Source organism: Thioalkalivibrio sp. HK1 (assembly GCA_000583135.1).
GTDB lineage: Bacteria > Pseudomonadota > Gammaproteobacteria > HK1 > HK1 > HK1.
In genome coordinates this window covers 46513-71271 of the sequence record JFBG01000007.1, presented here as the reverse complement: position 1 = coordinate 71271, position 24759 = coordinate 46513, and the positions used below count along the sequence as shown (strand labels likewise).

Below are 24759 nucleotides of genomic sequence, written 5' to 3'. Positions count from 1 at the left end.
CGTTTTGAAAATGCGCCTGCCGCCCGATCGTGCGGATTCTCAGTCGTGCGGATTTTTTGGGGGATCATCGGATCGCCATACCCAAGCGGGCGCAATACGCAGGGAAGGATGTTCGCTTCGAAGGCGGTCTTCCCGATACGAATCGATAACTTCAGGATCAATCAAGATGGTGACCATCCGCCTTGCCCGTACGGGCGCCAAGAAGCGACCCTTCTATCATGTGGTCGTTGCGGATAGCCGATATGCGCGCGGCGGGCGTTTCATCGAGCGCATCGGCTTTTTCAACCCCATCGCCAATGAGAAGGAAGAGCGCGTCCGTATCGATCGAGAGCGGATTGCGCACTGGACCTCTTGCGGGGTGCGCATCACCGATGCGGTATCGAAACTCATCAAGGGCTTGCCGGATTCGCCCTCCGAGAAGGCTTCCGAGTCGACTTCCGAACCGACCCGGGCCGACTGATACGAGGGGATCGCTCGGCGGCGATGCACGAGGGCGACGGCGAAAAGAAATCCTCGAATCCCTCGTCATCTCAGGTGATCGTGGGACGAGTCGGTGGGGCTTTCGGCGTAAGAGGGTGGACGAGGATTCACTCGGCCACCGATCCTTCGGGCAATATCCTCGACTACCGGCCATGGCAGATCGAGCGCGACGGGCGATGGGCGGAGATCGATGTCGCGGACTTCGAGATGCAAGGCGCCCAAGTGCTGGTGCGCTTCGATGGTTGCCTCGATCGAGAAGCGGCCTGCGCCTTTCGGGGCTGCGCTTTGGCGACGGATCGATCCCGCTTACCCGAGCCCGAAGCCGGCGAGTTCTACTGGACGGATCTGATCGGTCTTTCCGTATTCGATCATGAAGGGGTGCGCTTGGGCGAGGTCGAGCGCATCTTGGAAACCGGTGCCAACGACGTGATGGTGGTGGTCGGCGAAAGGCGCCGCCTGATTCCCTTTCTTTTCGGGGATGTGGTGCGCTCGGTCGAGATCGACCGTGCAAGGATCGTCGTCGACTGGCATTTCGATGATTGAAAGATAGCCCCGTCGTGGAATATCCCCACCTCTCGTTGTCTACGAGGTCGATGGGAACGATGGGATATCGATGGAAAAAAGCCCTTCGCATCGACGCCGGTCGCAAGCGGTAAGGGCTTCGAAGAAGGAGCGGAGATCGATGGGGAAGAGGGTGGCGGTGGTAACGCTCTTCCCGGAGATGGTGGAGACGGTCGTTCGCCATGGGGTGACGGCGAGGGCGGTCGAGCGCGGATTGCTGGAACTTCGATGCTGGAACCCGCGCCATTATGCTCTCGACCCCCATCGTCGTACCGATGATCGACCGTATGGCGGCGGAGCGGGGATGGTGATGATGTACCAGCCCCTGCGAGCGGCCATCGTTGCCGCTCGTCGGATGCTAGGGGGTGATTCCCGCTCGATCCATCTTTCCCCTCAGGGGCGCCGGATCGAGCATGCGGACATGGTCCGCTTGGCGAAGGGCCCCGACCTGCTATTGCTTTGCGGGCGCTACGAGGGAATCGACGAGCGCCTGATCGAGGCCGAGATCGACGATGAGATTTCTCTCGGGGACTATGTGCTTTCCGGGGGAGAGCTGGCGGCGATGGTCGTGATCGATGCGCTGACCCGGTTGCTCCCCGGGGTGTTGGGGAACGAGGAGTCGGCCGCGGAGGATTCTTTTTCGCAGGGGATCTTGGACTGCCCCCACTTCACTCGCCCGGAGGAGATCGAAGGGCGAAGGGTGCCCGGGGTGCTGCTTTCCGGGGATCACGGAGCCGTTTCGCGTTGGCGACTCAAGCAATCGCTCGGTCGTACGTGGCAAAGGCGGCCGGACTTGCTCGCCCGGCGTCGATTGCAGCCGCTCGAGCGGGATCTTTTGAAAGAATATATCGGCGAATCCGCCGAGGATAGCGAATCGAAGGGAACGAAGCCCGGATAAGGGGGCGATGTGAATCCCGAGCGTTTTTTAAGGAGACGAGACATGATGCATCGAATTATCGAAGATATTGAAAACGAGCAGCTCAAGTCCGAGGTGCCGGCGTTTTCGGTGGGGGATACGATCGTTGTCCGAGTGAAGGTTCGGGAGGGCACCCGCGAGCGATTGCAGTCCTTCGAGGGGGTGGTGATCGCCCGACGAAATCGCGGGCTCAATTCCGCCTTCACCGTTCGCAAGATCTCCCACGGTGAGGGGATCGAGCGGGTCTTCCAGACGCATAGTCCGCAGATCGAGGATATCAAGGTCAAACGCCGGGGTGCGGTGCGTCGCGCCAAGCTTTATTACCTGCGGGATCGCTCCGGAAATGCGGCGCGGATCCGGGAAAAGATATGAGATCGTTCCCTCGGCTGAAGAGCCTTGCGCTCGATGCAATATCGCTTGCGCTTATCCATGATCTGAAAGCCATGATTTGAAAGTCATGGTTCGAAAGCCATGAGAAGGTCACCGATCATCCTATTGCCAAGATAGCAGGTCGATTGCCTCGGCCTTGGATCGGGGCTCATTGTCGTCGGCGAGGATATTTCGGATCCTGCCGAAGCCTTGGTCAGGAGTCTTTTGCTTCTTCGATGAGCCCATCTCGTTCGATCGTTGCCGGCGATGTGCATCCTGCCGATGCCCGATTGATCGACGGGTTCATCGATGCCGGCTTTTTGGAACGCGGTCTTTCCCCCGCCACTTCGAGCGCCTACCGCGGCGATCTGGTCCACTTCTGTCGATGGTTTTTCGCCAAGATGGAAGGCGAGGCGGGGGTCGAAAAGGCGCGCCGGGCCGATATTCTCGAGTTCATTTCGGAGCATTCGCATTGGCCGCCTCGCACCCTTGCAAGGCGTCTTTCGGCATTGCGGCGTTTCTATCGACATCTCGAACGAGAAGGAAAGGTCGAGGGCAATCCTTGCGATCGGGTGGAATCGCCCCGTTTGGGGCGCTCCTTGCCGACGACCCTGAGCGAGACCCAAGTGGAGCGTTTGCTCGAAGCCCCCGATCTCGATAGGCCTTTGGGATTGCGGGATCGCGCGATGCTCGAGGTGCTCTACGCTACGGGGCTGCGGGTTTCGGAGTTGGTCGGGCTTTCTTTGGCCCAAGTGAACTTACGCCAAGGAGCGGTTCGGGTGGTGGGCAAAGGTGGCAAAGAGCGTTTGACGCCTTTGGGGGAGCCGGCGATCGAATGGATCGAGCGATTCCTCGCCGATGCTCGATCCGGCATCATCGGCGGGCTATCCTCCCAAGCCCTCTTCCCCACCGCTTTGGGCAAGCCGATGAGCCGTCAGGCTTTTTGGCAGATGATCCGTCGTTATGCGCTGAAAGCGGGTATCACCGATCCCATTTCCCCCCATACCTTGCGCCATGCTTTTGCCACCCATCTTTTGAATCACGGAGTGGATCTGCGGGTGGTGCAGATGTTGTTGGGGCATCGGGATATATCGACCACTCAGATCTACACCCACGTCGCTCGAGAGCGCCTGAAAAATCTGCATCTCGAACATCATCCTCGAGGTTGAAGGATCGAAAGTCGGAGGCTCGATACACCTTTCGTTGCCATCGCTTTGCGACGATGCGAGGGGCCAAGCGAGGCGGATGCACGAGGGATCGGCGGCGCAAAGGGCGCCGGCAAAAAACCGCTCGACCTTATGCGGTGTTTTCGCTCGCCGGATCGCCGTTGCGATAAGAAGGCGTTTCAAGAGGGGGAGCGAAGCGAAGGAAATAGTGCAGGTTTTTGCGAATGTCTTATCATACCCCCTTTACCATCCTTGATTCAAGTTCCTGCCATGGGAGCCACCGCCATGCGTACCTTTGCGAGATTTCTCTTTTTCGTATCCACGGCCCTTGCCTTCGCCCTCGCCCAACTACCGGCTCATGCCCAGCAGGGGAGTATTCCTCCGGGGATCAAGGATCGGTTGGCTGTCTTGGTACCGGAAAAGGTACCCGATGAAGTCTCCCCCACTCCGGTCGACGGGCTTTATCAGGTGCGTTTCGGTGTCGAGGTTTTCTATCTCGCCGAGAACGGCCGATATATGTTCACCGGTGATATGCGCGATATGCAAACCGGGATGAATCTTGCCGATATCGCACGGCGAGGGGAGCGCTCCAAGGCGATGGCGGCTCTCGATGAAGACGGCATGATCGTTTTTACCCCGACCGCCAAGCCCGAGCATGTCGTAACCGTCTTCACCGACATCGATTGTCCTTATTGCGTTCGGCTACATGAGCGGATGGCCGACTACAACCGGAACGGGATCGAGATTCGCTATACCGCCTTTCCGCGAGCGGGTATCGGCTCGAACTCGTATATGAAAGCGGTGATGGCATGGTGTGCCGACAATCCGCAGGTCGCGATCGGCGATTCGAAGATGGGCAAGGTGCTCGATTCGAAACCCTGCGAGGCGGGTCATCGCAATGTTCGAGAGCACTACGAAGTGGCGCGCAGTATCGGTATCAGAGGCACTCCGGCGTTGGTATTGGAAAGCGGGGATTTGATCCCGGGCTTCATGCCGCCCGAAGATCTCATTGCAAAACTGAAAGAAATCGGTAAGAGCTAGGCGATGGTCGGCGATCCCGATCATCGAGATAGCAAGAGCCCTTACCACTCATGCGAGTCGTCTACATTCTGGCGGCGATCATCGTCATATCGGGCTGGCTCTCATTCGAGCTCAGGAAGCGAAATCGCGCCCTTTCGCAGGTCTTTTTGGTCTTTTGCCTTCTTGCCGCCTATATGTTGATCGCCGCGGCCTTCGGGCTTTATTGAGTGTTTGGCCCGCGGCCGGGGTCGATCAAAGATCGATTCATTGCCGGGCTCGGCTCATCTCCGCGGTCGGAAAGTGCAGACCGGGTTTGAGTTCCACGCTGTTTCGATACAGAACGCCAAACCCTTGCGCCTTGTAAAAAGGAATGGCGGTCAGGGTTGCGGTGCAGTGAATTTCGCTTCGATCCGCTTTTTTCGCATCGAGGGCGATACGGTCGATCAGAGCGCGGCCGATGCCGCGGCGGACCATATCGGGGTCGGTGCCGAATCTTCGCAGATGGGCGATGCCGGGTAGATCCTTCCCGGTGACGAGTTGTCGATGGGACCAGCCTCCGCTCCCGACAATCGCCCCGTCGATTTCCGCAACGAAATAGCGCTCGTCCTCGATCAATCCTTTCTCGGCGCAAGCCAGCACCGGTAGGGCATCGCTCAACAGATCGGGTGCATAGTCGGGAGCGAGCAATAGCGAGTACGAGCGCATGAGCATGCGATCGATCGCCGCTATGTCGGATATCGTCGCTTTGCGTATATTCATCGGATCGAGCTATCCAAGGGTTGCGAATGTCGATTATCACGATACATCATCGGGCAGCTCCTGCTCGCGCTCGGCGATATAGTCTTTGAGCGCTTGGTCGATCGATTCCGATAGCGGTGGCGGTTCGAAGGATTCGAGCATTTGCCGGGCGCGCAGCAAAGCCCGTTGACTGGCATCTTGGGCGCCGTCGATCGTCCACTGCTCGAAACTGGAATTATCGAGCAGCTTCGGAGCGAAAAACGCGGTTTGGAATCTTTCCAAGGTGTGGGCGGTGCCCAAGAAGTGCCCGCTCGGCCCCACCTCGTGCATCGCGGCGATGGCTTCGTCGAGATCGCTCATATCGATCCCGCTTCCGAAGCGATGATACATCTCCATCTGCTCCGCATCGAGCACGAATTTCGCGAAGCTCGCCATGAGCCCGCCTTCGAGCCAACCGGCGGAGTGAAAGACATAATTCGCCCCCGACAGCAAGACCGATTGCATGGTCATGCTCGATTCATACGCCGCTTGGGCATCGGCGAGTTTCGATCCGGCAGTCATGCCGCTCGACCGCCACGGCAAGCGATAGCGCCGGGCCAATTGCCCGATCATGAAATTCATCAAGCTGATCTCCGGAGTCCCGGCCATCGGGGCCCCGCTTTGCATATTCACGGTCGCCAGAAACTGCCCGTAGATCACCGGTGCGCCCTTTCGTACCAATTGGGCGAAGGCGGTCCCGGCCAACGCCTCGGCGTTGATTTGGGCCACCGCCCCGACCATGCTGGCCGGGGTGCTCGCTCCCGCCATCACGAAGGGAGAGGGGATGATCGCTTGGTTATTGGCGGCATAGACTTTGAGCGCATCGAGCATGGTCGCATCCCAGACCAAGGGCGAATTGCAGCTCAAAACCGCCGTGAGTACGACGTGCTCTTCGAGGAAGTCCTCGCCGAAGGCGATCTTGGCCATCGCCACGGTATCCTCGGCGCGGTCGCGGGCGGTGGTGGCTCCCATGAAGGGCTTGTCGGAGTTGACGAGCGCGCTGTGGACGATATGGAGGTGGCGCTTGGGCACGGGGACATCGACCGGCTCGCAGGTGACGCCGCCGGTGAGGTGCATCGAGGGAGACATATAGGCCAGTCGATGGAAAGCCTGCAAGTCATCGAGGGTGCTATAGCGTCGCTGATTGTCGAAATCGAGCACGAAGGGCGAGCCGTAGGTGGGCACGAAAGCCATCGAACGCCCTCCGATCGGAACATCGCGATCGGGATTGCGGGCCGAAAGAACGAAGCGCTCGGGGGCCAAGGAGACGAGCTCCATCAGCAGGCCTCGATCGATACGCACCCGATTGCCTTCGACATCGGCGCGGGCTTGCCTCCAATACTCCAGTGCTTCAGGGTCTCGAAAATCGATACCGATTTCTTCCAGGATGCGCATCGAGGCATCGTGCAGGTTCTCGACCTCTTCCTCGTTCAAAGGCTCGTAGAGGGGCAGGGCGATCTCCAGCGGGGGTAACATCTCCACCGGGGCTTCGAGCCGGGCTCGGCGACGGGCCGAGCGACCGCCCTTTTCGGCGCGATTGGTGCTTTTACGAGCGCTCATCGACAGCATCTCCTCGGATATTTCGGGGCCGGAAGCGGGCCGCGGTCTTCTCGATTGCAAGCGTAGCCGAGATTGGTCGCAGATGCGCTCATCTCGGCCTTGACAGGTATCGCTATCTTATAAAGGATCGCCCGAGCCGCCTTGCCGACGATGCCGTCGTTTTTTCGATTCATTCATTTTGATCCGTCGATGGACAAGGCATCGGATTCGTGATCCGAACTATCCCATTCGAATCCCTTCCAAGGAGAGTGGTTGCGGCGGTCAAAGGGTTTCGATGTTTGCGGACTTCCCGGCATCGCTGCCCGCCTTCGAAAAGACTTGGATCCGGTGCGCCTTGACAAGTCGGTCGTTGCCGCCCCCTCGCCTCGGATGCCGCCAGGGGAGACGCCAAGAGATACGAAGCGAATGGGCATCCCCCTCGATCGTCGATCGCTCGGATTCAGGGATGCCTTTTGGGCCTCGTCAAACGAGATCGAGGGGGTTACACCTCCCGCTCGATGACGACCGCGGTACCGTAGCAGAGCACTTCGGTCGATCGCGTCACGACCTCCGAAGCATCGTATCGGATCCCGACGATGGCGTTTGCCCCGAGATCCACAGCGTGTTGCACCATCTCGTGGTAGGCCTGATCGCGAGTTTGCTCGCACATTTCCGTATAGGCGCCGATTTCCCCGCCGACGATGCTTTTCAGGCCTCCGGTGATGCTTTGATTGATGGTCGGGGATCGAACGACGATTCCACGAACCAGCCCCTTGTACTCCAAGATTCTGAATCCCTCGATCTGAAAGGTCGTTGTCACATGCATGGATGCGTCTCCTTTTGCCACAGGTCACCGGGTCTTGGTGCAGGGAATCGAATCAGCCTCCCTCGCCCGAGGAGAAGCCCTTTGGATCCATCCAAATCCACTTCGCAAGGGTGGTTTTTTCGATCATCGAAAAAGATGCTTTGCCCTATCCGAAAAAGAGGTGTCGTCGGCGGGATATTCCTTTACGGGACGGTTTGCTTGCCCATCACCCATCGCCCCTTGACCTCCGTTGGGCAGGTGAAAGAATGCCGCTCGATGACGATCTTCGAAGCATGGTCGGCATGATGGATACCAAAGGCTTTTCAATGTGCTATATTGGCATGGATTTAACTGCTTGATTGCCGAGCCGGGCATCAAAGCGTGGATCCTTCGCACTATCATAGGAGCGGAAAGATGGCGAAATGCCGTAGGCTGCTAAACCCCCTCGTTGCTCTCGTCTTTTCGAGCGCCGTGCTTGTCGGCTGTCAAAGTCTCGATACCGGTGGGCAAAGCGGAGAGAATAGAGGAGGGCTTTTCGGTACCGGCTTCGCCGCCGGCCTTGACGATATCCTTTCGTCCAAGCCATTTTTCGACGGCGCCACGCTCGATGGTTGGACGCAAAGCGTCGATGGTAGCTGGAGGGTCGAAAACGGAGTGATCATATCGGACTCCAAGGCCGATACCCTGCTGATAAGTCAAGGCCGTTATGGCGATTTCCACCTATCGCTCGAATTCCATGTCGGTAGCTTCGTCAACAGCGGGGTCTTGATCCGCTGCTCCTCCCCCGAGAAGATCTCCCCGCTCGAGTGTTATGAACTCAATATCTGGGACGATCACGAGAATCAGGATTTTCGCACCGGGGCCATCGTGACCCATAAATCCCCGATCGAGCGGGTCAATACCGCCGGCCGCTGGAGTCGAATGGATATCCATGCCGAGGGCGATCTCATCAAGGTGAGTATCAACGGAGTCGAAACCGCCTCTTTGATCGATGAGACCCACCGAGAGGGTCATATCGCCTTGCAGCGTTTCAACGACGGCAAGGTGCAGTTTAGGAAGATCCACTTCGAGCCGATCGGAAGTTCTTGGTGGGATTCCGTCAGAACCACGCTATTTCCCGGTTCCAGCTGAGGGTATCGATCGATCTTCGAGGCGATCTTTTCGAAATAAAGCGGGGAAAAGCCCGCATCGCTCCTCTGTTCGGCCTCGAGTCGACGAAGGAGTTCTCTTTTGGCTTGGCAAGCTACGAGCAAGGAGTCGATAGGGATAGCGGTAAAAGTAGATGAATACGGGCCAATCCGCTTGCTTGGCTCAAAGGTGATTCGGCCCGGGAAAGAACGTTTCTCGGGCTTTTTTATATCCTCGTCGATGTCTTCGATCGATCATGATGAGAACCGGCCATTCCGAAATACTCTCCCGGTCCGATACTCGAAGCGCTCATGATCAGCCGCCCCTTATCATCGATATCCTCGATGCGATCGGAGACGATCTCGCCGCCGAAGAGCCGCAGATCGCATCGCTCATGAAGACCTTGCATGCGGATGAGAAAGGCCCGGCGGATCGGTGCGAATCCCTCGTCGGCCCAAAGAGCCGACCATGACAAGAAGCAACTGGCATAAGCTTCGAGCGCATCGAAGGGGCCGATATCGACACTCCCGCAAGCGTGGATCGAGTTGTATTCCTCGGGCTCGGGCTGGGGAGGGTGGGAAGCGATATTGACGCTGAGCCCGAGGATCAGATCGGGATGGGGATCGATCTCGGGATCGTTGCTCCTCATATCGATACGAGCGGCGAGCAGATCGTTGATGAGCAGGCGATTCGGCCAAGAAAAACGCAGGCCGGTCATCGGCGAGATTAGTTGGGCGATGGCGCTGCTTGCGGCCAATGCGTTGACGTAGACGAGCTGCCAACCCTCCTCGTTGGGGTAGTCGGGGCGGATGATGAGAGCGAGGTGAAGATTTCCCGCATCGCCTTGCCAGCGATGCCCCCGACGAGTGCGGGCATCGCTTTGCTCGGCGGCGATGATCAGCGTTCCTTCCTCGGCCCCATCAAGGGATCTTGCCAACGCCTCGTCGACGACGCTGCCGACAGCCCCCACTTGGATCGGATGAAAAGCCGGCGGTAGATGCGGCAGGTCCGCCGAGGTAAAAGCGAGTCCGCCGCTTCGGTCGTCTCCTTCAAGGGCGGAAGAATCCTCGGCCTTCGATATCATCCATCACCCACCGCCACGCTGGAAAGCGCGCTCGAATCGGGAAAGAAAGCGTTTCCTCGCCTCCGGCTCGAAGCCGGTCAGTGTGATGCGAACGTCAATGATCGGTAGGCGAAGCGAGGCCAGGCGTCGCTCTCGCTCATCCGAAAGATGTATCTCGACCCTGCCGGGAGCCCCGATGACCTCGATGAGGTGACCATCGATACTCTCTTCGAACTTGGCGGGGGCGATAGCCGGTATCAGCGATCGCATGAACTCCCGACGGGTGATGCTCATCCGACGGCGAATCACGAGGGGTTCTTCGGCGAAACGAGGATCGCAGTTCATGGCCTTTTCGTATCGATGATCCGGCGGATCGAGCAAGGCTTTTCCGGTACCCCCTTCACCCGACGGTCCGCATCACCCGCCAAGGTCGATGCATGCCTTCTCGGTCGCTCTCGTTCAGTGCCCGAGAGGATTGAAGGCCCGGGTATTGGCCTCGACCGCTTGGGATTGCGCAACGTAGGCCTCGGCAAAACGCGAAGGATCCTCGCGCAGATGCTCCACCCACCGGCCGAGCCGCACCCGGCTTTGGATCAGCCCCCGCAAGATGCCGACTCCGTGTTGCCCGGTAGGGCTCGGTACATCATCTTCCTTGACCTTGAACTGCAGGCTGGCCCCTACCAAGATATCGTCTTCGAATTGCAGGTTGATATAGCGATATTGTTCGGGGGAGTCCAAGGTCGCCGAGCTGCCGCCATCGACCCCCATCCATTGACCGAAAGAGCATGAAACCAGCCCCACGGTATCGAGCACGTTCATATTGACGCAGCCTTGATGGAGGGCCTTCCTTCCGCTCATATTGAGGGCTGCGATACGTCCGTGATCCGCAGCCGTCGGTTGGATGGCCTGCACCGAATGCTCGCCGGTCGAGAAATCGATTCCCTCGGCCACATCCCCGGCCGCGTAGATATTCTCGTCGCTGCTGCGCAAGTGGCGGTCCACCAAGATACCCTTTGCGCTCCCGATCTCGATACCGGAGCCATCGAGAAAATCGATATTGGGGAGGACCCCGGTCGCGCGGATGATCAAGGAGGCCTCGATCGTTTGGCCATCGGCAAGATGAGCGACGAGCTTCGAATCGCCGCCGATCCCCGGCCATTTACCCTTGACCCGCTCGATACGCTCGACCCGATTGGAGGTGTGGACGGCGATGCCCTTGCTCTCGCACCAGTGCTTGATATGGCCCCCCGCCTTTTCGTCGAGCATTCTGGGAACCATGCGGTCCCCCATTTCGACGACGCTCAGATCGACCCCGCGCCGAGCCAGCGCCTCCAAGATGATGCAGCCGATGAATCCGGCACCCATCAGCAGCACCGGCTCGTCCTTTTTCGCCGAGGCGATGATGTTGCGGGCGTCTTCGAGCGTCCAACAAGGATGTATTTGCGGCAGATCGATACCTTCGATCGGGGGCTTGATCGGCCTTGAGCCGGTGGCGATCAGCAGGCGATCGTAGGATTCGGCCGCCCCTTCGAGGAGCGCAACGCTCTTTGCTTTGCGATCGATCGACTCGACTCGATCCCGGATGATACGGATGCCCAAGGCATCGTAGTGATCCCGATTCTTGCGCAGCCAAGTGCCTTGTTCGGGGATATTCTCTTGCAGCAGGTAGGGAATGGCCATGCGGGAATAGGGTGGCTCGGGCTCGTCCCCGATGATGGTGACGGTCGCTGCCGGATCGTTTTTTTTGAGAGTTTCGGCGGCGATCACGCCGGCGGGCCCCGCTCCGATGATCACGTGGCGCATCGTTCGTCTCTCCGGTGTGTGAGGATCGGTTGTGATCCGACCGGCGGAGCGGGGCGAGAAGGGGTGTTCCCTTAAAAGCCCGCAGCCCCGCCGGCGGTATCCGCTTTATCAGAGCTTGAGACGTTGCAGCGTTTCGTTGGAAGGCACCCCCTCGGGTGTCCAACCGCGGAGATCGTAGTATTCCGGCAACATCTCGGCCAACCCCGAGATCTTGCCTTCGGCGGGACCGGTATTCGCTTTCTCCTTGAAGAAGCGAGGGGGGAGGGTATCGTCCGCGCTGGTGAATCCGGCTTGGTTATTGAAACGACGCTCCAGATTCCAGATCCGCTCACCGACCTCCAGCAAACGCTCCGCCGTCCATTCGCCCTCGCATGCGGAATCGATCTGCGGTGCGATGTCTTCGAGCCCCCAAGCGAAGGTGGTAAAGACGCAAAGACCCGATGAGTCCACCGCCGCGGTCAGATCCTGAAAGATCTTGACCAAAGCCGGTTTGCCCTCGGTCGTCAAAGGATCGTGCTTTTCCGGCAGCCCCAATACCTCGGCGCTGACGGTATAACTGCGCAGATGGCAGGCCCCGCGATTCGATGTGGCGTAGGTCAGGCCCATGCCTTGGATGCCGCGCGGGTCATAAGCCGGAAACTCTTGCCCCTTGACGGTCATCGAGAGTTCGGGGCGCCCGTATTTTTCGCATAGACGCTTCGAACCCAAGCCCAAATCCTTGCCGAAACCCTCGCCGATGGCGGTCATCTCCGCCGCCTTGGCCAAGGCCTCGGAGGAGCCGAAGTTGAACTTCACACCGCCGGTGATCGTGTCGTCGATCGCCCCGGTTTCGTAAAGTTCCATCGCCGCCGCCACCGTGGCCCCGAAGGAGATCGGATCCATGCCATCCTCGTTGCACAGATAGTTGGCGTATGTGAGGGTTTCAAGATCATCGATTCCGGTATCGGAGCCCAAGGCCCAAGCGGACTCGTACTCGAGCCCTCCCGATGCTCCCCAGTATTGAGGCTTGTTCTCGATCGTGAAGTGGCCTTGGTCCATCACCGAGATTCGTCCGCAGGCGATTGTGCAGCCGAAGCAGGCGGCATTGGTGACCAAATTCGCCCGGTTGTCGCTTTCTCGCTTTTCGGCCATGGCTTCGGCCGAGATTTTATGCGCCCCCTCGAATTTCACATCCCGCATATTGCGAGTGGGCATCGCCCCGACCTCGTTGATGACATTCATCAGAACCTGGGTTCCGAAGGTCGGAAGCCCTTGGCCGGTCACCGCATGTTCTTTTAGCACCTTCTTGCCGTCTTGGGTCGATTGCATGAAGCGCTTGGGATCTTTGATGCCGGAGACTCCCTTGGTGCCTCGCACGGCGACCGCTTTGAGGTTCTTGGAGGCCATGACGGTGCCGACCCCGGATCGTCCGGCGGCTCGGTGAAGGTCGTTGACGATGGACGCATAGAGGCATCCGGCCTCGGCCGAGCGACCCACGCAGGCGATCCGAAGTTTCGGATCCTGATGCTTGCCGTGCAGCAGCTGATCCGTTTCCCAAACGGATTTCCCCCAAAGATCGTCGGCGGCAACCAGCTCGGCTTTGTCGTTTTCCAGGTAGAGGTAGACCGGGGACGAGGCCTTGCCTTCGAAAATGATCATGTCCCAGCCGGCGTTTTTGATCTCGGCCCCGATGAATCCACCGGAGTTGGAGCAGGCGATCGCTCCGGTCAGAGGGCTCTTGGTGACCACGGAATACCGACCCCCGGTCGAGGCCATCGTGCCCGTCAACGGTCCGGTGACCATGATCATCTTGTTCCCCGGGGAAAGGGGATCGACTTTGGGATCGATTTCCTCGGCAAGGTATTTGGAGGCGAGTCCGCGTTGCCCCAAATAATCGTTCGCCCACTCCATATTGAGGGGCTCCTCGGTGCAAGTGCGCGCTTGCAAGTCCACTCGCAGAACTTTTCTGGTCCAGCCCATGGCTGCATCCTCCTCTTGTTTTTTTCGATTCGATAGCGGCGTTCGAGGTTTTAGACGCTCGGTTGAGGACGAGCGGGATCCACACCCTGCGCCGCCCAAGCCCGCATCCGATCCAATCCGTGTTGCTCGACATCCACCCAAGTGATGGCTTCGGTCGGACAGGCCTTGGCGCAGGCCGGATCGCCGCCGCAAAGGTCGCATTTGATGACCTTGCCGCTATCGGCGTCGTAGTTCACCGTCCCGAAGGGGCAGGCGATGGTGCAAACCTTGCAGCCGACGCAAGTATCGGCGAGGACATCTTTCGATCCGGTCTGCCGGTTGAGCACGATCGCATCGACGGGGCAGGCTTGCATGCACCATGCCTCGTCGCATTGGGTACAGGTGTAGGGGGCGAAGCGCCCTTCGTAGTGAAAGGTAAAAACGCGAATGCGCGATTTGGAAGGATTGAAGACACCCTCGTTCTCGTACGAGCATGCCAATTCGCACTGCAGGCAACCGGTGCACTTTTCCGGTTCCAGTTTGAGAGCTCTTTGCATGGATCGATCTCCTCTTATCGATTCAGGCCAAGCGATTGATCTCGGGCTCTTCGATCGTCCTTGCCGAGATTCTTTTTGGATCCTCCTTGGATTATCCCCGATCGGTGCCGACGAAGAAAAACGGGATTGAAAGAGGATCGGGGGATATCGAAAACCTCCTCGATCGAGCGGTGGTGATCGGATTGTTGCACGTTTGAAAGATCGCTATCATTTTTTTTTCGAAGCATCCTTCGGTTGCGGGTTGCCGTCGGTGGAGGCGGATTGCGGATTGTCGTCGATCGGCAGCGATCGCTTTTTTCTCCCTCCACACCATCGGCAAGGGCGAGATCACCCCCCGGCGACCGGCGGGAAGATCGCGATCTCCTCGCCTTCGGCCAGAATTCGAGTCGAGCGCTCTTCCAAGGGCACGAACACTCCGTCGATGAGCACGAGATGAGCGAGCTCTCGAGGAACCTTGAGATGCTCCACGATATCCATCAAGGTGGTCCCGGGGGGATATTCCATCTCGATCTGATTGCGCTTCGCTCCTTGCGGCAGGTAATCCCCCAACGAGGCGAAGAGCTTCACCGTCACTTTCATTGATCGTGCCTCGTCATCGTGCAATATCCCTTTCGTGGAGCGAAGGCATCGCTCATGGCATTCGATAAGACGGTTTTTTTCGAATGAAGGATCGATATGCTCGATCTCTCCTTGCAGGTCCAAGCATCGTATTTTCGGATTTTCGAGCCCTCGTTCATTCGACTCGTGCGACTTTACACGCCCTTCGAAGCCGATGGATCGCTTCGCCTCGGCGGGGCTGCGGCCAAGAAAGCCCGGGTATGGAATTCGGATTGCGACGGGGAGTAAGTGAAGGCTTTTCCGATCGGACAGGCGCGTCGGGCAAGGCATCCGAAGCCGACGCAGTCCTTGCCCGCATCGCTTCGAAGATGCATCGTGCATTGATCCGCATCGTAGCGCTTTGAGGCGAAAGCCTCGGCCGGACAGGCTTTCAAGCATGGTCGCTCGATGCAGTTTCGGCAGGGCCACCTATCATCGTCGGCTCCCGTCGCTTGGCTATCGGCGGCGGGCAATTCGATGCGCCGATGGAACCCCAACGCCCCTCGAAAGGCATGCCAAAGGCCGAAAACCGGATGTATCAAGGGACCGATGGGGGAGGGGAATAAGGGTCCCGCTTTTTGCGCCCAGCGCAAAAAGGGTAGCCAAGGCGGCCCATCGAAGGGAAAGAGCGCCACCGCTTCGAGCCGAGCGGCGATCCTGGAAACGATTCTGCGACTGAAGCGATCCAGCGGATGCGCCTGATGATCCCTCGCCTCTTTCGATGCGGTGAAAAAAGGCCACATCCGCCGGCCTTCGTTGCCGATCAGGAACAAGGTCGCCACCGAGCGACCATCGGAAAAAGGCGGCACCCCATCGCTTTTTAAGGGATGAAAGGCGCCTCGTATATCGAGCCCGGCGTCTTCGACCAGCGAAGCGATATCCGAATACTTAAGTTCGGATGGGGCCGTCGCCGCCGGCGAGTTCTCTCCGTCTCCCGTTTGCAGATGGCGCGCGGGTTCATTCGTCGGTGCGGGCATCCTCGATCACCTTGCCATCGTTGGGAAGCGAGCCCGGTTCGCATGCGAGCGTCTCGCCGCGCAGTTTGCAGATATCCCGCAAGGATGCGCAGATGGCCTCGTCCACCCCTTGATCTCGATGCTCGCTCTCGTAATGCAAGGTCATGGTATCGAGGTGATTGTCGCGGGTGACCACCAACCGGGCTTTGAGAATTTCCCGGTGTCGCGCCGCGACCTGAGCGATTTGGGAAGGGTGGACGAACATCCCTTTGACCTTGGTGGTCTGATCCGCACGCCCCATCCAACCCCGGATACGGGTATTGGTACGCCCGCAGGGGCTGACCCCCGGCAGCACGGCGGAGAGATCCCCGGTGGCCAGGCGCACCAGCGGCCACTTCGAATCGAGAACGGTGACCACCACTTCGCCGACTTCGCCCTCGGGCACCGGATCGCCGGTACCGGGCCTGACGATCTCGGCGATGATGCCCTCGTCGAGGATCATCCCTGCCGGAGCGCCTGCACCCGGGATCGGCGCCTCGTAGGCGATGAGCCCGACATCGGCGGTCGCATAGCACTGCGCGGTTTCGACTCGATACTCGGCGATGGCGGCCCGCAGGCTTTCGGGCAGGGCTTCGCCCGAAACCAAGGCATGTTCGAGCGAGCTTGCGTCCTCGCCCATCGTTGCCGCTTTTTCGAGAAGGATGAGAAGGAAAGAAGGGGTGCCGGTCCAAGCGCTCGGGCGCAATCGGGCGATGGTTTGCACTTGGATCTCGCTTTGTCCGGGACCTGCGGGGAAAACCGCGCATCCCAAGGCATGGGCGCCGCTTTCGAGCATCGCTCCGGCGGGGGTGAAGTGGTAGGAAAAAGCGTTGTGCACCAATTCCCCCTTTCGGATCCCGGCGGCGAACAGCGCCCGTGCGGTGCGAAAGGGATCCGGGCGATGATCGATCGGCTCGAAGATCGGCCCCGGGGAAGCGAAGATGCTTGCGTATTCGCCGATGGACAAGGGGGCGAGCCCGCCGAAGGGCGGATGCTTGGCTTGCAGCTCGCTCAGATCGGATTTTCGGATCAACGGCAAGCGAGCGAGATCATTGCGATCTTGGATCGCTTGCGGGTCGATCCCCTCGAGCGAGCGAGCGATGGCCGGTGCCCGCATCGCTTCGGGCAGGGATTTGCGCAAGGCGCAAAAGAGCGCTTCCTCGCGCTCGGCGGGCGATCGGGTTTCGAGTCGGTCGAAGTATTCAAGGCTCATCGAAGGGAACTCATCGAGAGGGTCAAAAGGGCCAAAGAGGCTGCGAGCGCATCGGGGTCGGAAAAAGAGGATCCGGGTTCGGCAAGAGCGATCTCATGATAGCCAGCGCTTGCGCCGACGATAGCTGCGCACATCTTTGAAGGATTTGCGTCCCTTTTCGGACATCCCCAAGTAGAACTCCTTGACGTCCGGGTTTTCCCTCAACTGCGAGGCCGGGCCGTCCATCACCACTCGCCCCGATTCGAGAATGTATCCGTAGTGAGCGAAGCGCAAAGCCATATTGGTATTTTGTTCCGCCAGCAAGAAAGTGACGGATTCGTTCTCGTTGATGGATTTGACGATATTGAAGATCTGCTCCACCAGCTGCGGGGCGAGCCCCATGGATGGCTCGTCGAGCAAGACCGTTTCGGGGCGACTCATCAAGGCTCGACCGATCGCGCACATCTGCTGCTCGCCACCCGAGGTATATCCCGCTTGCGAGCGTCGGCGTTCTTTCAGCCGCGGAAAATAGCGATAGACCATCTCGAGATCGGTGGCGATCGCATCCTTTCCGTCTTGTCGGGTATAGGCTCCGGTCAGCAGGTTTTCCTCGATCGTCAGGTGCTCGAAGCAGTGGCGCCCTTCCATCACTTGCACCACCCCGCGTTTGACCAAGGTCGAGGGATCGAGCTCCTCGATTCGATCGCCTCGATAGAGAATCGAGCCTTTGGTGACTTCCCCTCGTTCGGAGCGCAGCAGGTTCGAGATTGCCTTGAGCGTCGTGGTTTTACCCGCACCGTTGCCCCCCAAAAGGGCGGTGATGCCGCGTTTGGGCACTTGGAGGGAGACGCCTTTGAGCACCAAGATGACGTGGTTGTAGATCACCTCGATATTGTTGATATCGAGAATGATCTCTTTCTCGTCGCTGACTTGGGCACTTGGTTGCGAGATCACGATCCTCTCCTCACTCCTTTGGCCTTATACCCTTTGCGTGCACCCGTTCCGGCCGAGGCTCGTCGGCCGCTTTCGTCGATATGTGAACGGGTCGTCCGCTTCGAATCCCGATCGATGATTCGAAGCTTGGGGGTCGCTTATCCCGTGCAAGATCGAAGCGCATCGAAAAGCACCGCATTCCCGCCCTTTCGAAGCGGCGGGAATACGGCTTTTTTCGAAGATACCCTCGATCAAGGGTCGAGCGATCAGCCGCAGCCGGGAGAGATATTGTTTTCCTTGGCAAAGGCCGTGGAGTCCTCATCGATCAGAGGATTGACCACATCCTGATCCGCTTGGACGTATTCCGTGATCAACTCCCATTGCTTCGCCCCGGCATTCCACTGCGCAACCGCCGCAAAACCGTCCCCGCCATGGTTTTCGCAGCTGACATCGAAGCTCGGTCCGAAATCCGGCAATCCCAAGGCCGTCATCTTTTCCTCGGTCATTTCCAGCGCTTCCATGCCGTCTCGCATCTGCATCGGGGTGATCTTGCCGGTGCCGTGGATTTTTTGGGCGGTTTTCGCCGCTTCCGCTGCCAACATCGCGGCATAAAGTCCCCGGTTATAGAGCACGGTGCCGACATGGGTACCGTCTCCGGCCGCTTTTCCGGCATCCGTCACGTACTTGCGGATATCGTCGTAAAGAGGGAAATCATCGCCGAGATTGTGGAAGGTCAAGGACTTGTAGCCGTTGGCACCATCGCCGGCGGGAAGCACGTCGTTTTCCGAGCCGGACCACCAGATGCCGATGAAGTTTTCCATCGGATAGCGAATGTTGACCGCCTCTTGAATGGCAACCTGATTCATGATGCCCCAGCCCCACATCAGGACATAGTCGGGGCGCTCCCGCCGGATCTGCAGCCATTGCGATTTTTGTTCCTGCCCCGGATGGTCCACCGGCAAGAGCAGCAGCTCGTAGCCGTGTTTTTTCTTCAGTTCTTCGAGGGTGCGGATAGGCTCCTTGCCGTAGGCGGAGTTGTGATAGACCAAAGCGACGGTCTTGCCCTTGATATCCCCGGAGTTGATGGCGAGCAGGTGTTTGATCGCGACCGAAGCGCCGTCCCAATAGTTGGCGGGATAGTTGAAGACATTGCGAAAGACCATGCCGTTCTTGGCCGAGGTGCGTCCGTAGCCCATCGTATGCAAGGGGATGCCGTCCGCGGTGACCTTGGGGATCAGCTGATAGGTCATTCCGGTCGAAAAGGGTTGGTAGACCAGCGCCCCGGATCCCTTGGTCGATTCGTAGCACTCGACGCCCTTTTCGGTGTTGTAGGCGGTCTCGCATTCGATAACCCGGGCTTTCTCGCCGCCGATGCCGCCGTCGCGCTCATTGAGCAAGGTGAAGTAGTCGGCGTAGCCGTCGGCGATGGCGACGCCGTTGGCGGCGTAGGGTCCGGTGCGGTAGCTCAACGAGGGAAAGACCAACTCGGCCATCGCCGGGGTCGCCGATGTCAAGGCCCCGACGATGAGGGTGCCGAAAAGTGTTTTTTTCATCGCTTTGAATCCTCCGGTTATCGATTGGGTGGGTGCGAAAAGGAAAAGGCTCGGACATCAGACAAGGATCGAGGGAATGAGTGCCGTTTTTTCGGTATCAATGATGCGCGAAAAACCGAAAAAGCGAATCAATCCGACGGGAAATCTAGTGCGGGAAGGGCCATAGTCGAAGTTTTTCCTTGGCCAAACGCCACAGCTGGGCGATTCCATGCGGCTCGGCGACGAGGAAGATGACGATCAGGGCTCCGACGATCATGAACTCGAGATGGGCTGCGAGATCCGTGGGCCAGTTCAATCCTCCGACCAGCACGTTCTTGAGCAGAACCGGCAGCAGCACCAAGAAGGCGGCGCCGGCGAAACTGCCCAAGATCGATCCCAACCCCCCGATGATGATCATGAACAGGACGAGAAAGGATTTGTTGATCCCGAAGACCTCGCCGACCTCGACCGCCCCCAAATAGACGGCGAAGAAGAGGGCGCCGGATACGCCGATGAAAAAGGAGCTGACGGCGAAAGCGCCGAGTTTGGCGGAAAGCGGATTGACTCCGATGATTTCGGCGGCGATGTCCATATCGCGGATCGCCATCCATTGGCGGCCGATCGCCCCGCGGGTGAGATTGCGGGCGATCAGCGCCGCAAGGGTCACGAAGAAAAGGCAGACGAGGTAGGTCGCCCAAGTTTCCGAATTCGCACCGGTGACCACGACCCCGAAGATCGTGCGCTCGGGAGCGGTGATTTGCCCGGAGGCGGAGTAGTTGTAAAACCATGGAACGCGATTGAAAAGCCAGACCAGGAAAAACTGGGCGGCCAGAGTGGCAACGGCCAGATAAAAGCCCTTGATACGCAACGAGGGCAGACCGAAAAGCACGCCCACCAGCGCGGTGATGCCGCCGGCGAGGAAGACATGGATGAGGATATTGACCTCGGGCATCGCGGTCATCAACTTATAGACGGCATACGCACCCACCGCCATGAAACCGCCGGTGCCGAGCGATACCTGACCGCAATAGCCGACGAGGATATTGAGTCCGATGGCGGCGATCGCATAGATCAGGAAGGGCAGCAAGACCGCATTGGCCCAATAGTCGTCGACGAGAAAGGGGATCACCCCCCACGCCACGATCAGCGCCGAGAAATAAAGTTGTCGATCGAGACGGATCGGGAATGTTTGTCCGTCATCGACATAAGATGTCTTGATGTCTCCCGCTTCACGATAGAACATCGTTTTTCCGGCCTTTGTACGCGGCGGTTTTCGGTGCGAAGGTTTTGGTGGCTTCCATGTTCAGACCCTTTCGATGATGCGTTCGCCGAAAAGTCCTTGCGGCCTGAAGACGAGAAAGATCAGTGCCAGCACATAAGCGAACCAGTTCTCGGTGGCGCCGCCGATGATCGGACCGACCGAGAATTCGAAGAGTTTCTCCCCGATACCGATGATCAGCCCGCCGACGATGGCCCCGGGGATCGAGGTGAAGCCGCCGAGCATCAAGACCGGCAGGGCTTTGAGCGCGATCAGCGAGAGCGAGAATTGCACCCCCGACTTGGTGCCCCACATGATCCCGGCCACCAAGGCCACGAAGCCCGCCACCGACCAGACCAATATCCAGATGAAATTGAGCGAGACCCCGACCGACAGGGCCGCTTGATGATCGTCGGCCACCGCGCGCATGGCCCTTCCCTGCTTGGTGTAGTGCGAAAAAGCGACGAGCACGACGACGAGTCCGGCGGCGATGAACGTGGCCACGATATCGAGATTGTCGATGAAAAATCCGTAGCCGAAGAGATCGGCGGTGAACGAATCGATGCCGGTATTGATTCCCTGCGGCAGGCCGATATCGAGCTTCTTGATATCCGCCCCCCACATCATGTCGCCCAGTCCTTCCATGAAATAGGCCAAGCCGATGGTGGCCATGAACAAGATGATCGGCTCTTGGTTGATCAGGTGTCGGAAGATGACCCGTTGCACGATCCACGCCAAGGCCACCATAACCCCCATGGTGAGGACGATGGCGACGATGGCCGGGAGGTGCCATCCGAAATGATGCACCTGAGTGCCGAAGATCGCGTTGATCAGATGCCCGAAGGGTACCTGACCGTTCATCAATCCGACCAAGGTCAGGGCGCTGAACAGGGCCATCACCCCTTGGGCGTAGTTGAAAATACCCGATGCTTTGTAGATCAGGACGAAGCCTATCGCGACCAAAGAATAAAGCACCCCGGCCATCAATCCGTTGACGAATACCTCGGCGGCGAAGATCAGGTTGTCCACGCTATGAATCTCCTCGCTCTTCGCCTTCGTACCGAAGGGGGATGCAGCGCTTTGGCGATGCGTATTTCATTCGGTCAGTCATGGACCACTCCGAGATAGGCATCGATCACCGCTTGGTTATTCCGGATCTCGTCGGGGGAGCCGTCGCCGATCTTGCGTCCGTAGTCCATCACGACCACCCGATCGCTCAAGTCCATGACCACCCCCATATCGTGCTCGATCAAAGCGATGGTGGTTCCGATTTCGTCGTTGACGTAGAGGATGAAGCGGCACATATCCTCTTTTTCCTCCACGCTCATACCCGCCATCGGCTCGTCGAGCAGCAGGAGCTTCGGTTCCGATGCCAAGGCCCTTGCCAGCTCGACCCGCTTTTTGAGTCCGTAGGGGAGTTGGGCGACCCGGGTCTTGCGGATATGCTGGATTTCGAGGAAGTCGATGATCCCTTCGCAGAACTTGCGATTTTCGACCTCCTCCCGTTCGGCTCGTCCACGCCATAGCGCTTGCGAGAGCAGGCCGGAACGCATGTGGTTGATGCGCCCGGTCATCACATTGTCGAGCACGCTCATGCCCTCGAACAAGGCGATGCTTTGGAAGGTGCGGGCGATCCCCTGACGCGCCACTTGGTAGGGTTTGAGCGAGGGACGCCGAGCCCCTCGATAAACGATGCGGCCCTCTTGGGGGACATAAAAGCCCGATATCACATTGAGGATCGATGATTTGCCGGCGCCGTTCGGACCGATGATGGCCCGAATTTCGCCCTCGAGGATATCGAAACTGACATCTTTGATGGCCGCCACGCCCCCGAAGCTCAAGCTGATATCTCGCAACTCCAAGATCGGGTCGCCGGCTTTGTCGGTGGCTAAGGGGCTATCGCCGCTCGCCTCGGCGCCCTTGGTTGCGGCATGGATCATTTGCGGCTTCCCTCGGGCATCGGCGATCCGCTCGCAGGCGATGCATCCTCCGCCGGCACGACCTTCGTATCTCGCAAATCCAAATCCGCAGCGATCGATCCCTTGCGCCCGTCCTCGTAGGTGACCTCGGTTTCGGTCGAGATGCGGCTTCTCTCGCTGTAAAGGGCCTCGATCAGATCGCCGTATTTCTCGCCGATCACTTGGCGGCGAACCTTGCGGGTGCGGGTCAGCTCCCCGTCATCGGCGTCGAGTTCCTTGTGCAGCACCAAGAAGCGGCGGATCTGGCAGCCCCCCAGCATTTCATCGTTGGCCAGCTGGGCGTTGACCTCTTCGATATGGGATTGGATACGGTCGAGGACCTGCGGATGCCCCGCCAGTTCTTGATAACTGGAGTAGGCGATATTGCCGCGTTCGGCCCAACTCCCCACGGCGGCGAGGTCGATATTGATGAAAGCCACGCAGTGCTCGCGATCCAATCCGAAGACCACCGCCTCCAAGATCGATGGGTAGAATTTGAGTTTGTTCTCGACATATTTGGGAGCGAACATCCTCCCGTCGGCCAATTTCCCGACATCCTTGGCCCGGTCGATGATACGAAGATGACCGCTTTTCTTTTCGAAGAAACCGGCATCCCCGGTGGCGACCCAGCCATCGGCATCTTTGGTGGCGCGGGTGTTTTCCGGATCGCGGTAGTACTCGCGAAACACGCCGGGGCAGCGATAGAACACTTCGCCCTTTTCGTCCACTCGCAGGTCGACCTCGGGGGCCGCGATGCCCACCGTATCGGAGCGCACTTCGTTATCGGGCTGGTAGGTGATGAAGACCGAGGCCTCGGTTTGTCCGTAAAGCTGCTTCAAGTTGATACCCAGCGATCGGTAGAAATCGAAGATATCGGGACCGATGGCTTCGCCTGCGGTATAGCCGACTCGTATCCGGCTGTATCCGAGGGTGTTTTTGAGGGGGCCGTAGATCAGGATCTCACCGAGGGCGTATTTGATTCGATCGAGCAGGCCCACGGGCCGACGATCCAGTATCGAGGCCCCGACCCGACGGGCATGGTCCATGAAATATCCGAAGAGACCGCGTTTGATCCGACCGGCGTCTTCCATGCGGATCATCACTTCGGTCAGCCGGTGTTCCAAAACCCTCGGAGGGGCGAAGAAATAACTCGGACCGATCTCCCGCAAATCGGTGGTCATGGTATCTGCGCTCTCGGGACAGTTGACGCAAAACCCGGTCCACGATGCCTGACCGATCGAAAAGATGAAGTCCCCGACCCAGGCCATCGGCATATAGGCGAGGACATTGTCTTCGCGCCCGAGTTTGTCGAACTTGGCCGAGATGCGAGAGGCGGAGATGATATTCCCGTGGGTCAGCACCACCCCTTTGGAGCGACCGGTGGTGCCGGAGGTATAGAGGATCACGCAGATGCTTTCGGAGTCGATCGCCGCTTCTCGCCGCTCGAGTTCGTCCGTGATCGCCGATCCGGCTTTCTCGCCGCGCTCGAGCAGCGAGCGATAAGAGTGCAAGCGGGTGTGATCGTAGTTGCGCAGGCCGCGAGGGTCGAGATAGATCACGGTCTCGAGGGTGGTCGCCTTGCCTTGGATTTCCAGTACCTTGTCGACCTGTTCCTGATCCCCGGCGATCACGAAACGGGCCCCGCAGTGATCCAATGTCCAAGCCATCTCGTCGGCGACGGCATCTTGATAAAGCGGCACCGGCACCGCCCCCGCCATCTGCACCGCCACCATCGACATATAGAGATCCGGTCGGTTGCGACCGACGATGGCAACGAAATCGCCTTCGTCCAGACCGAGATCGATCAGCCCCTTGGCCAGAGTCTCGACCTGCGCCGATACTTGCGCCCAAGTCCAGCACTGCCAAATCCCGAATTCTTTCTCTCGGTAGGCGGGTTCGCTGCCGAATTGCGCGGCGTTGCGACGAAAGAGCGCAGGGACCGATCGCGTTCGTCGATTCTCGGCGGATTCGCTCACCGCTTCGATTTCCCCTCGGATCGCTTCATTTCTCTCATTCCTCTCGAGCCTCCATTGTTTTTTTCAAAGGTCTGAACGCCCCTTGTCATAATGGATCTTGCACGATTGTGGCCCGCATTTGCGCCAAATCATCAGCGAAATCATCGGAGCGTTTTTTCGATTCCGGTATCGCCGAGTCCATCGCGGAAAGTCTAAT

The 24759-nt window shown here is 58.8% G+C and carries 25 protein-coding genes; 8 read left to right on the top strand and 17 right to left on the bottom strand.

Annotated features, from left to right (window positions below):
* Positions 1-166 precede the first annotated feature (166 nt).
* The 7 genes from rpsP (at position 167) to BF99_RS22750 (ending at position 4739) form a co-directional block, all read left to right on the top strand.
* Positions 167-460: a 30S ribosomal protein S16 gene (gene rpsP, locus BF99_RS0102185; RefSeq protein ID WP_025769577.1), complete on the top strand. Its 294-nt coding sequence runs from the start codon at positions 167-169 to the stop codon at positions 458-460.
* Positions 461-483: 23 nt separating this feature from the next.
* A complete protein-coding gene (gene rimM / locus BF99_RS0102180; RefSeq protein ID WP_025769576.1) occupies positions 484-1023 on the top strand; it encodes a ribosome maturation factor RimM in 540 nt (179 codons plus the stop codon).
* Between the two features lie 139 nt (positions 1024-1162).
* Positions 1163-1939, top strand: coding sequence for a tRNA (guanosine(37)-N1)-methyltransferase TrmD (trmD, locus tag BF99_RS0102170; protein ID WP_038096942.1), 777 nt, complete (start codon positions 1163-1165; stop codon positions 1937-1939).
* A gap of 45 nt (positions 1940-1984) precedes the next feature.
* On the top strand, positions 1985-2329 hold the full coding sequence (rplS, locus tag BF99_RS0102165) for a 50S ribosomal protein L19 (protein ID WP_025769574.1): 345 nt from the start codon (positions 1985-1987) through the stop codon (positions 2327-2329).
* 233 nt (positions 2330-2562) lie between these two features.
* The gene (gene xerD / locus BF99_RS0102155) at positions 2563-3495 is read left to right on the top strand and encodes a site-specific tyrosine recombinase XerD (protein WP_051482741.1); all 933 of its coding nucleotides are present in this window, start codon (positions 2563-2565) and stop codon (positions 3493-3495) included.
* 282 nt (positions 3496-3777) lie between these two features.
* The gene (locus BF99_RS0102145; protein ID WP_038096980.1) at positions 3778-4533 is read left to right on the top strand and encodes a DsbC family protein; all 756 of its coding nucleotides are present in this window, start codon (positions 3778-3780) and stop codon (positions 4531-4533) included.
* 50 nt (positions 4534-4583) lie between these two features.
* Positions 4584-4739 carry a hypothetical protein gene (locus BF99_RS22750; protein ID WP_156013124.1) on the top strand — a complete coding sequence of 52 codons (156 nt, stop codon included), beginning with the start codon at positions 4584-4586 and terminating at the stop codon, positions 4737-4739.
* A gap of 37 nt (positions 4740-4776) precedes the next feature.
* Here the strand turns inward: BF99_RS22750 and BF99_RS0102135 are convergent, their stop codons facing one another.
* The 3 genes from BF99_RS0102135 to BF99_RS0102115 form a co-directional block, all read right to left on the bottom strand.
* Positions 4777-5271 carry a GNAT family N-acetyltransferase gene (locus BF99_RS0102135; RefSeq protein ID WP_025769571.1) on the bottom strand — a complete coding sequence of 165 codons (495 nt, stop codon included), beginning with the start codon at positions 5269-5271 and terminating at the stop codon, positions 4777-4779.
* A 36-nt stretch (positions 5272-5307) separates the two neighbouring features.
* On the bottom strand, positions 5308-6849 hold the full coding sequence (locus BF99_RS0102130) for a trimethylamine methyltransferase family protein (protein ID WP_197019011.1): 1542 nt from the start codon (positions 6847-6849) through the stop codon (positions 5308-5310).
* A gap of 481 nt (positions 6850-7330) precedes the next feature.
* Entirely contained in the window at positions 7331-7654 is a 324-nt protein-coding gene (locus tag BF99_RS0102115) for a YbjQ family protein (protein ID WP_038096977.1), read from the bottom strand.
* A 393-nt stretch (positions 7655-8047) separates the two neighbouring features.
* Here BF99_RS0102115 and BF99_RS0102105 point away from each other — a divergent pair, with 393 nt between their 5' ends.
* Positions 8048-8764 (top strand): 3-keto-disaccharide hydrolase, encoded by a 717-nt coding sequence (locus tag BF99_RS0102105; protein WP_081759066.1) that lies wholly within the window; start codon positions 8048-8050, stop codon positions 8762-8764.
* 223 nt (positions 8765-8987) lie between these two features.
* On the opposite strand, the gene BF99_RS0102100 is transcribed toward BF99_RS0102105, so the two are convergent.
* From BF99_RS0102100 to BF99_RS0102025, 14 genes are all read right to left on the bottom strand, one after another.
* Positions 8988-9845, bottom strand: coding sequence for a biotin--[acetyl-CoA-carboxylase] ligase (locus tag BF99_RS0102100; protein WP_025769566.1), 858 nt, complete (start codon positions 9843-9845; stop codon positions 8988-8990).
* A 3-nt stretch (positions 9846-9848) separates the two neighbouring features.
* A complete protein-coding gene (locus BF99_RS0102095; protein WP_025769565.1) occupies positions 9849-10169 on the bottom strand; it encodes a hypothetical protein in 321 nt (106 codons plus the stop codon).
* Positions 10170-10283: 114 nt separating this feature from the next.
* Positions 10284-11627 carry an NAD(P)/FAD-dependent oxidoreductase gene (locus tag BF99_RS0102090; protein WP_025769564.1) on the bottom strand — a complete coding sequence of 448 codons (1344 nt, stop codon included), beginning with the start codon at positions 11625-11627 and terminating at the stop codon, positions 10284-10286.
* 108 nt (positions 11628-11735) lie between these two features.
* Positions 11736-13586, bottom strand: a complete 1851-nt coding sequence (locus BF99_RS0102085) for an aldehyde ferredoxin oxidoreductase family protein (protein WP_025769563.1) — start codon at positions 13584-13586, stop codon at positions 11736-11738.
* 50 nt (positions 13587-13636) lie between these two features.
* Positions 13637-14122, bottom strand: coding sequence for a 4Fe-4S dicluster domain-containing protein (locus BF99_RS0102080; protein WP_025769562.1), 486 nt, complete (start codon positions 14120-14122; stop codon positions 13637-13639).
* Between the two features lie 327 nt (positions 14123-14449).
* Positions 14450-14701: a MoaD/ThiS family protein gene (locus tag BF99_RS0102070; protein ID WP_025769560.1), complete on the bottom strand. Its 252-nt coding sequence runs from the start codon at positions 14699-14701 to the stop codon at positions 14450-14452.
* Positions 14702-14874: 173 nt separating this feature from the next.
* Complete coding sequence (locus tag BF99_RS20005) at positions 14875-15696, bottom strand: hypothetical protein (protein ID WP_025769559.1); 822 nt, start codon at positions 15694-15696, stop codon at positions 14875-14877.
* Complete coding sequence (locus tag BF99_RS0102060) at positions 15677-16927, bottom strand: phenylacetate--CoA ligase family protein (protein WP_025769558.1); 1251 nt, start codon at positions 16925-16927, stop codon at positions 15677-15679. The genes BF99_RS20005 and BF99_RS0102060 overlap by 20 nt, the downstream gene beginning before the upstream one ends.
* A gap of 93 nt (positions 16928-17020) precedes the next feature.
* Complete coding sequence (locus tag BF99_RS0102055) at positions 17021-17860, bottom strand: ABC transporter ATP-binding protein (RefSeq protein ID WP_025769557.1); 840 nt, start codon at positions 17858-17860, stop codon at positions 17021-17023.
* A 245-nt stretch (positions 17861-18105) separates the two neighbouring features.
* The gene (locus tag BF99_RS0102045) at positions 18106-19392 is read right to left on the bottom strand and encodes an ABC transporter substrate-binding protein (RefSeq protein WP_025769555.1); all 1287 of its coding nucleotides are present in this window, start codon (positions 19390-19392) and stop codon (positions 18106-18108) included.
* Positions 19393-19537: 145 nt separating this feature from the next.
* On the bottom strand, positions 19538-20614 hold the full coding sequence (locus tag BF99_RS0102040; RefSeq protein WP_025769554.1) for a branched-chain amino acid ABC transporter permease: 1077 nt from the start codon (positions 20612-20614) through the stop codon (positions 19538-19540).
* A 60-nt stretch (positions 20615-20674) separates the two neighbouring features.
* Positions 20675-21658: a branched-chain amino acid ABC transporter permease gene (locus BF99_RS0102035; protein WP_025769553.1), complete on the bottom strand. Its 984-nt coding sequence runs from the start codon at positions 21656-21658 to the stop codon at positions 20675-20677.
* Between the two features lie 74 nt (positions 21659-21732).
* Complete coding sequence (locus tag BF99_RS0102030; protein ID WP_025769552.1) at positions 21733-22569, bottom strand: ABC transporter ATP-binding protein; 837 nt, start codon at positions 22567-22569, stop codon at positions 21733-21735.
* Positions 22566-24563 (bottom strand): AMP-binding protein, encoded by a 1998-nt coding sequence (locus BF99_RS0102025; RefSeq protein WP_025769551.1) that lies wholly within the window; start codon positions 24561-24563, stop codon positions 22566-22568. Before BF99_RS0102025 ends, BF99_RS0102030 begins: the two co-directional genes overlap by 4 nt.
* Positions 24564-24759 lie beyond the last annotated feature (196 nt).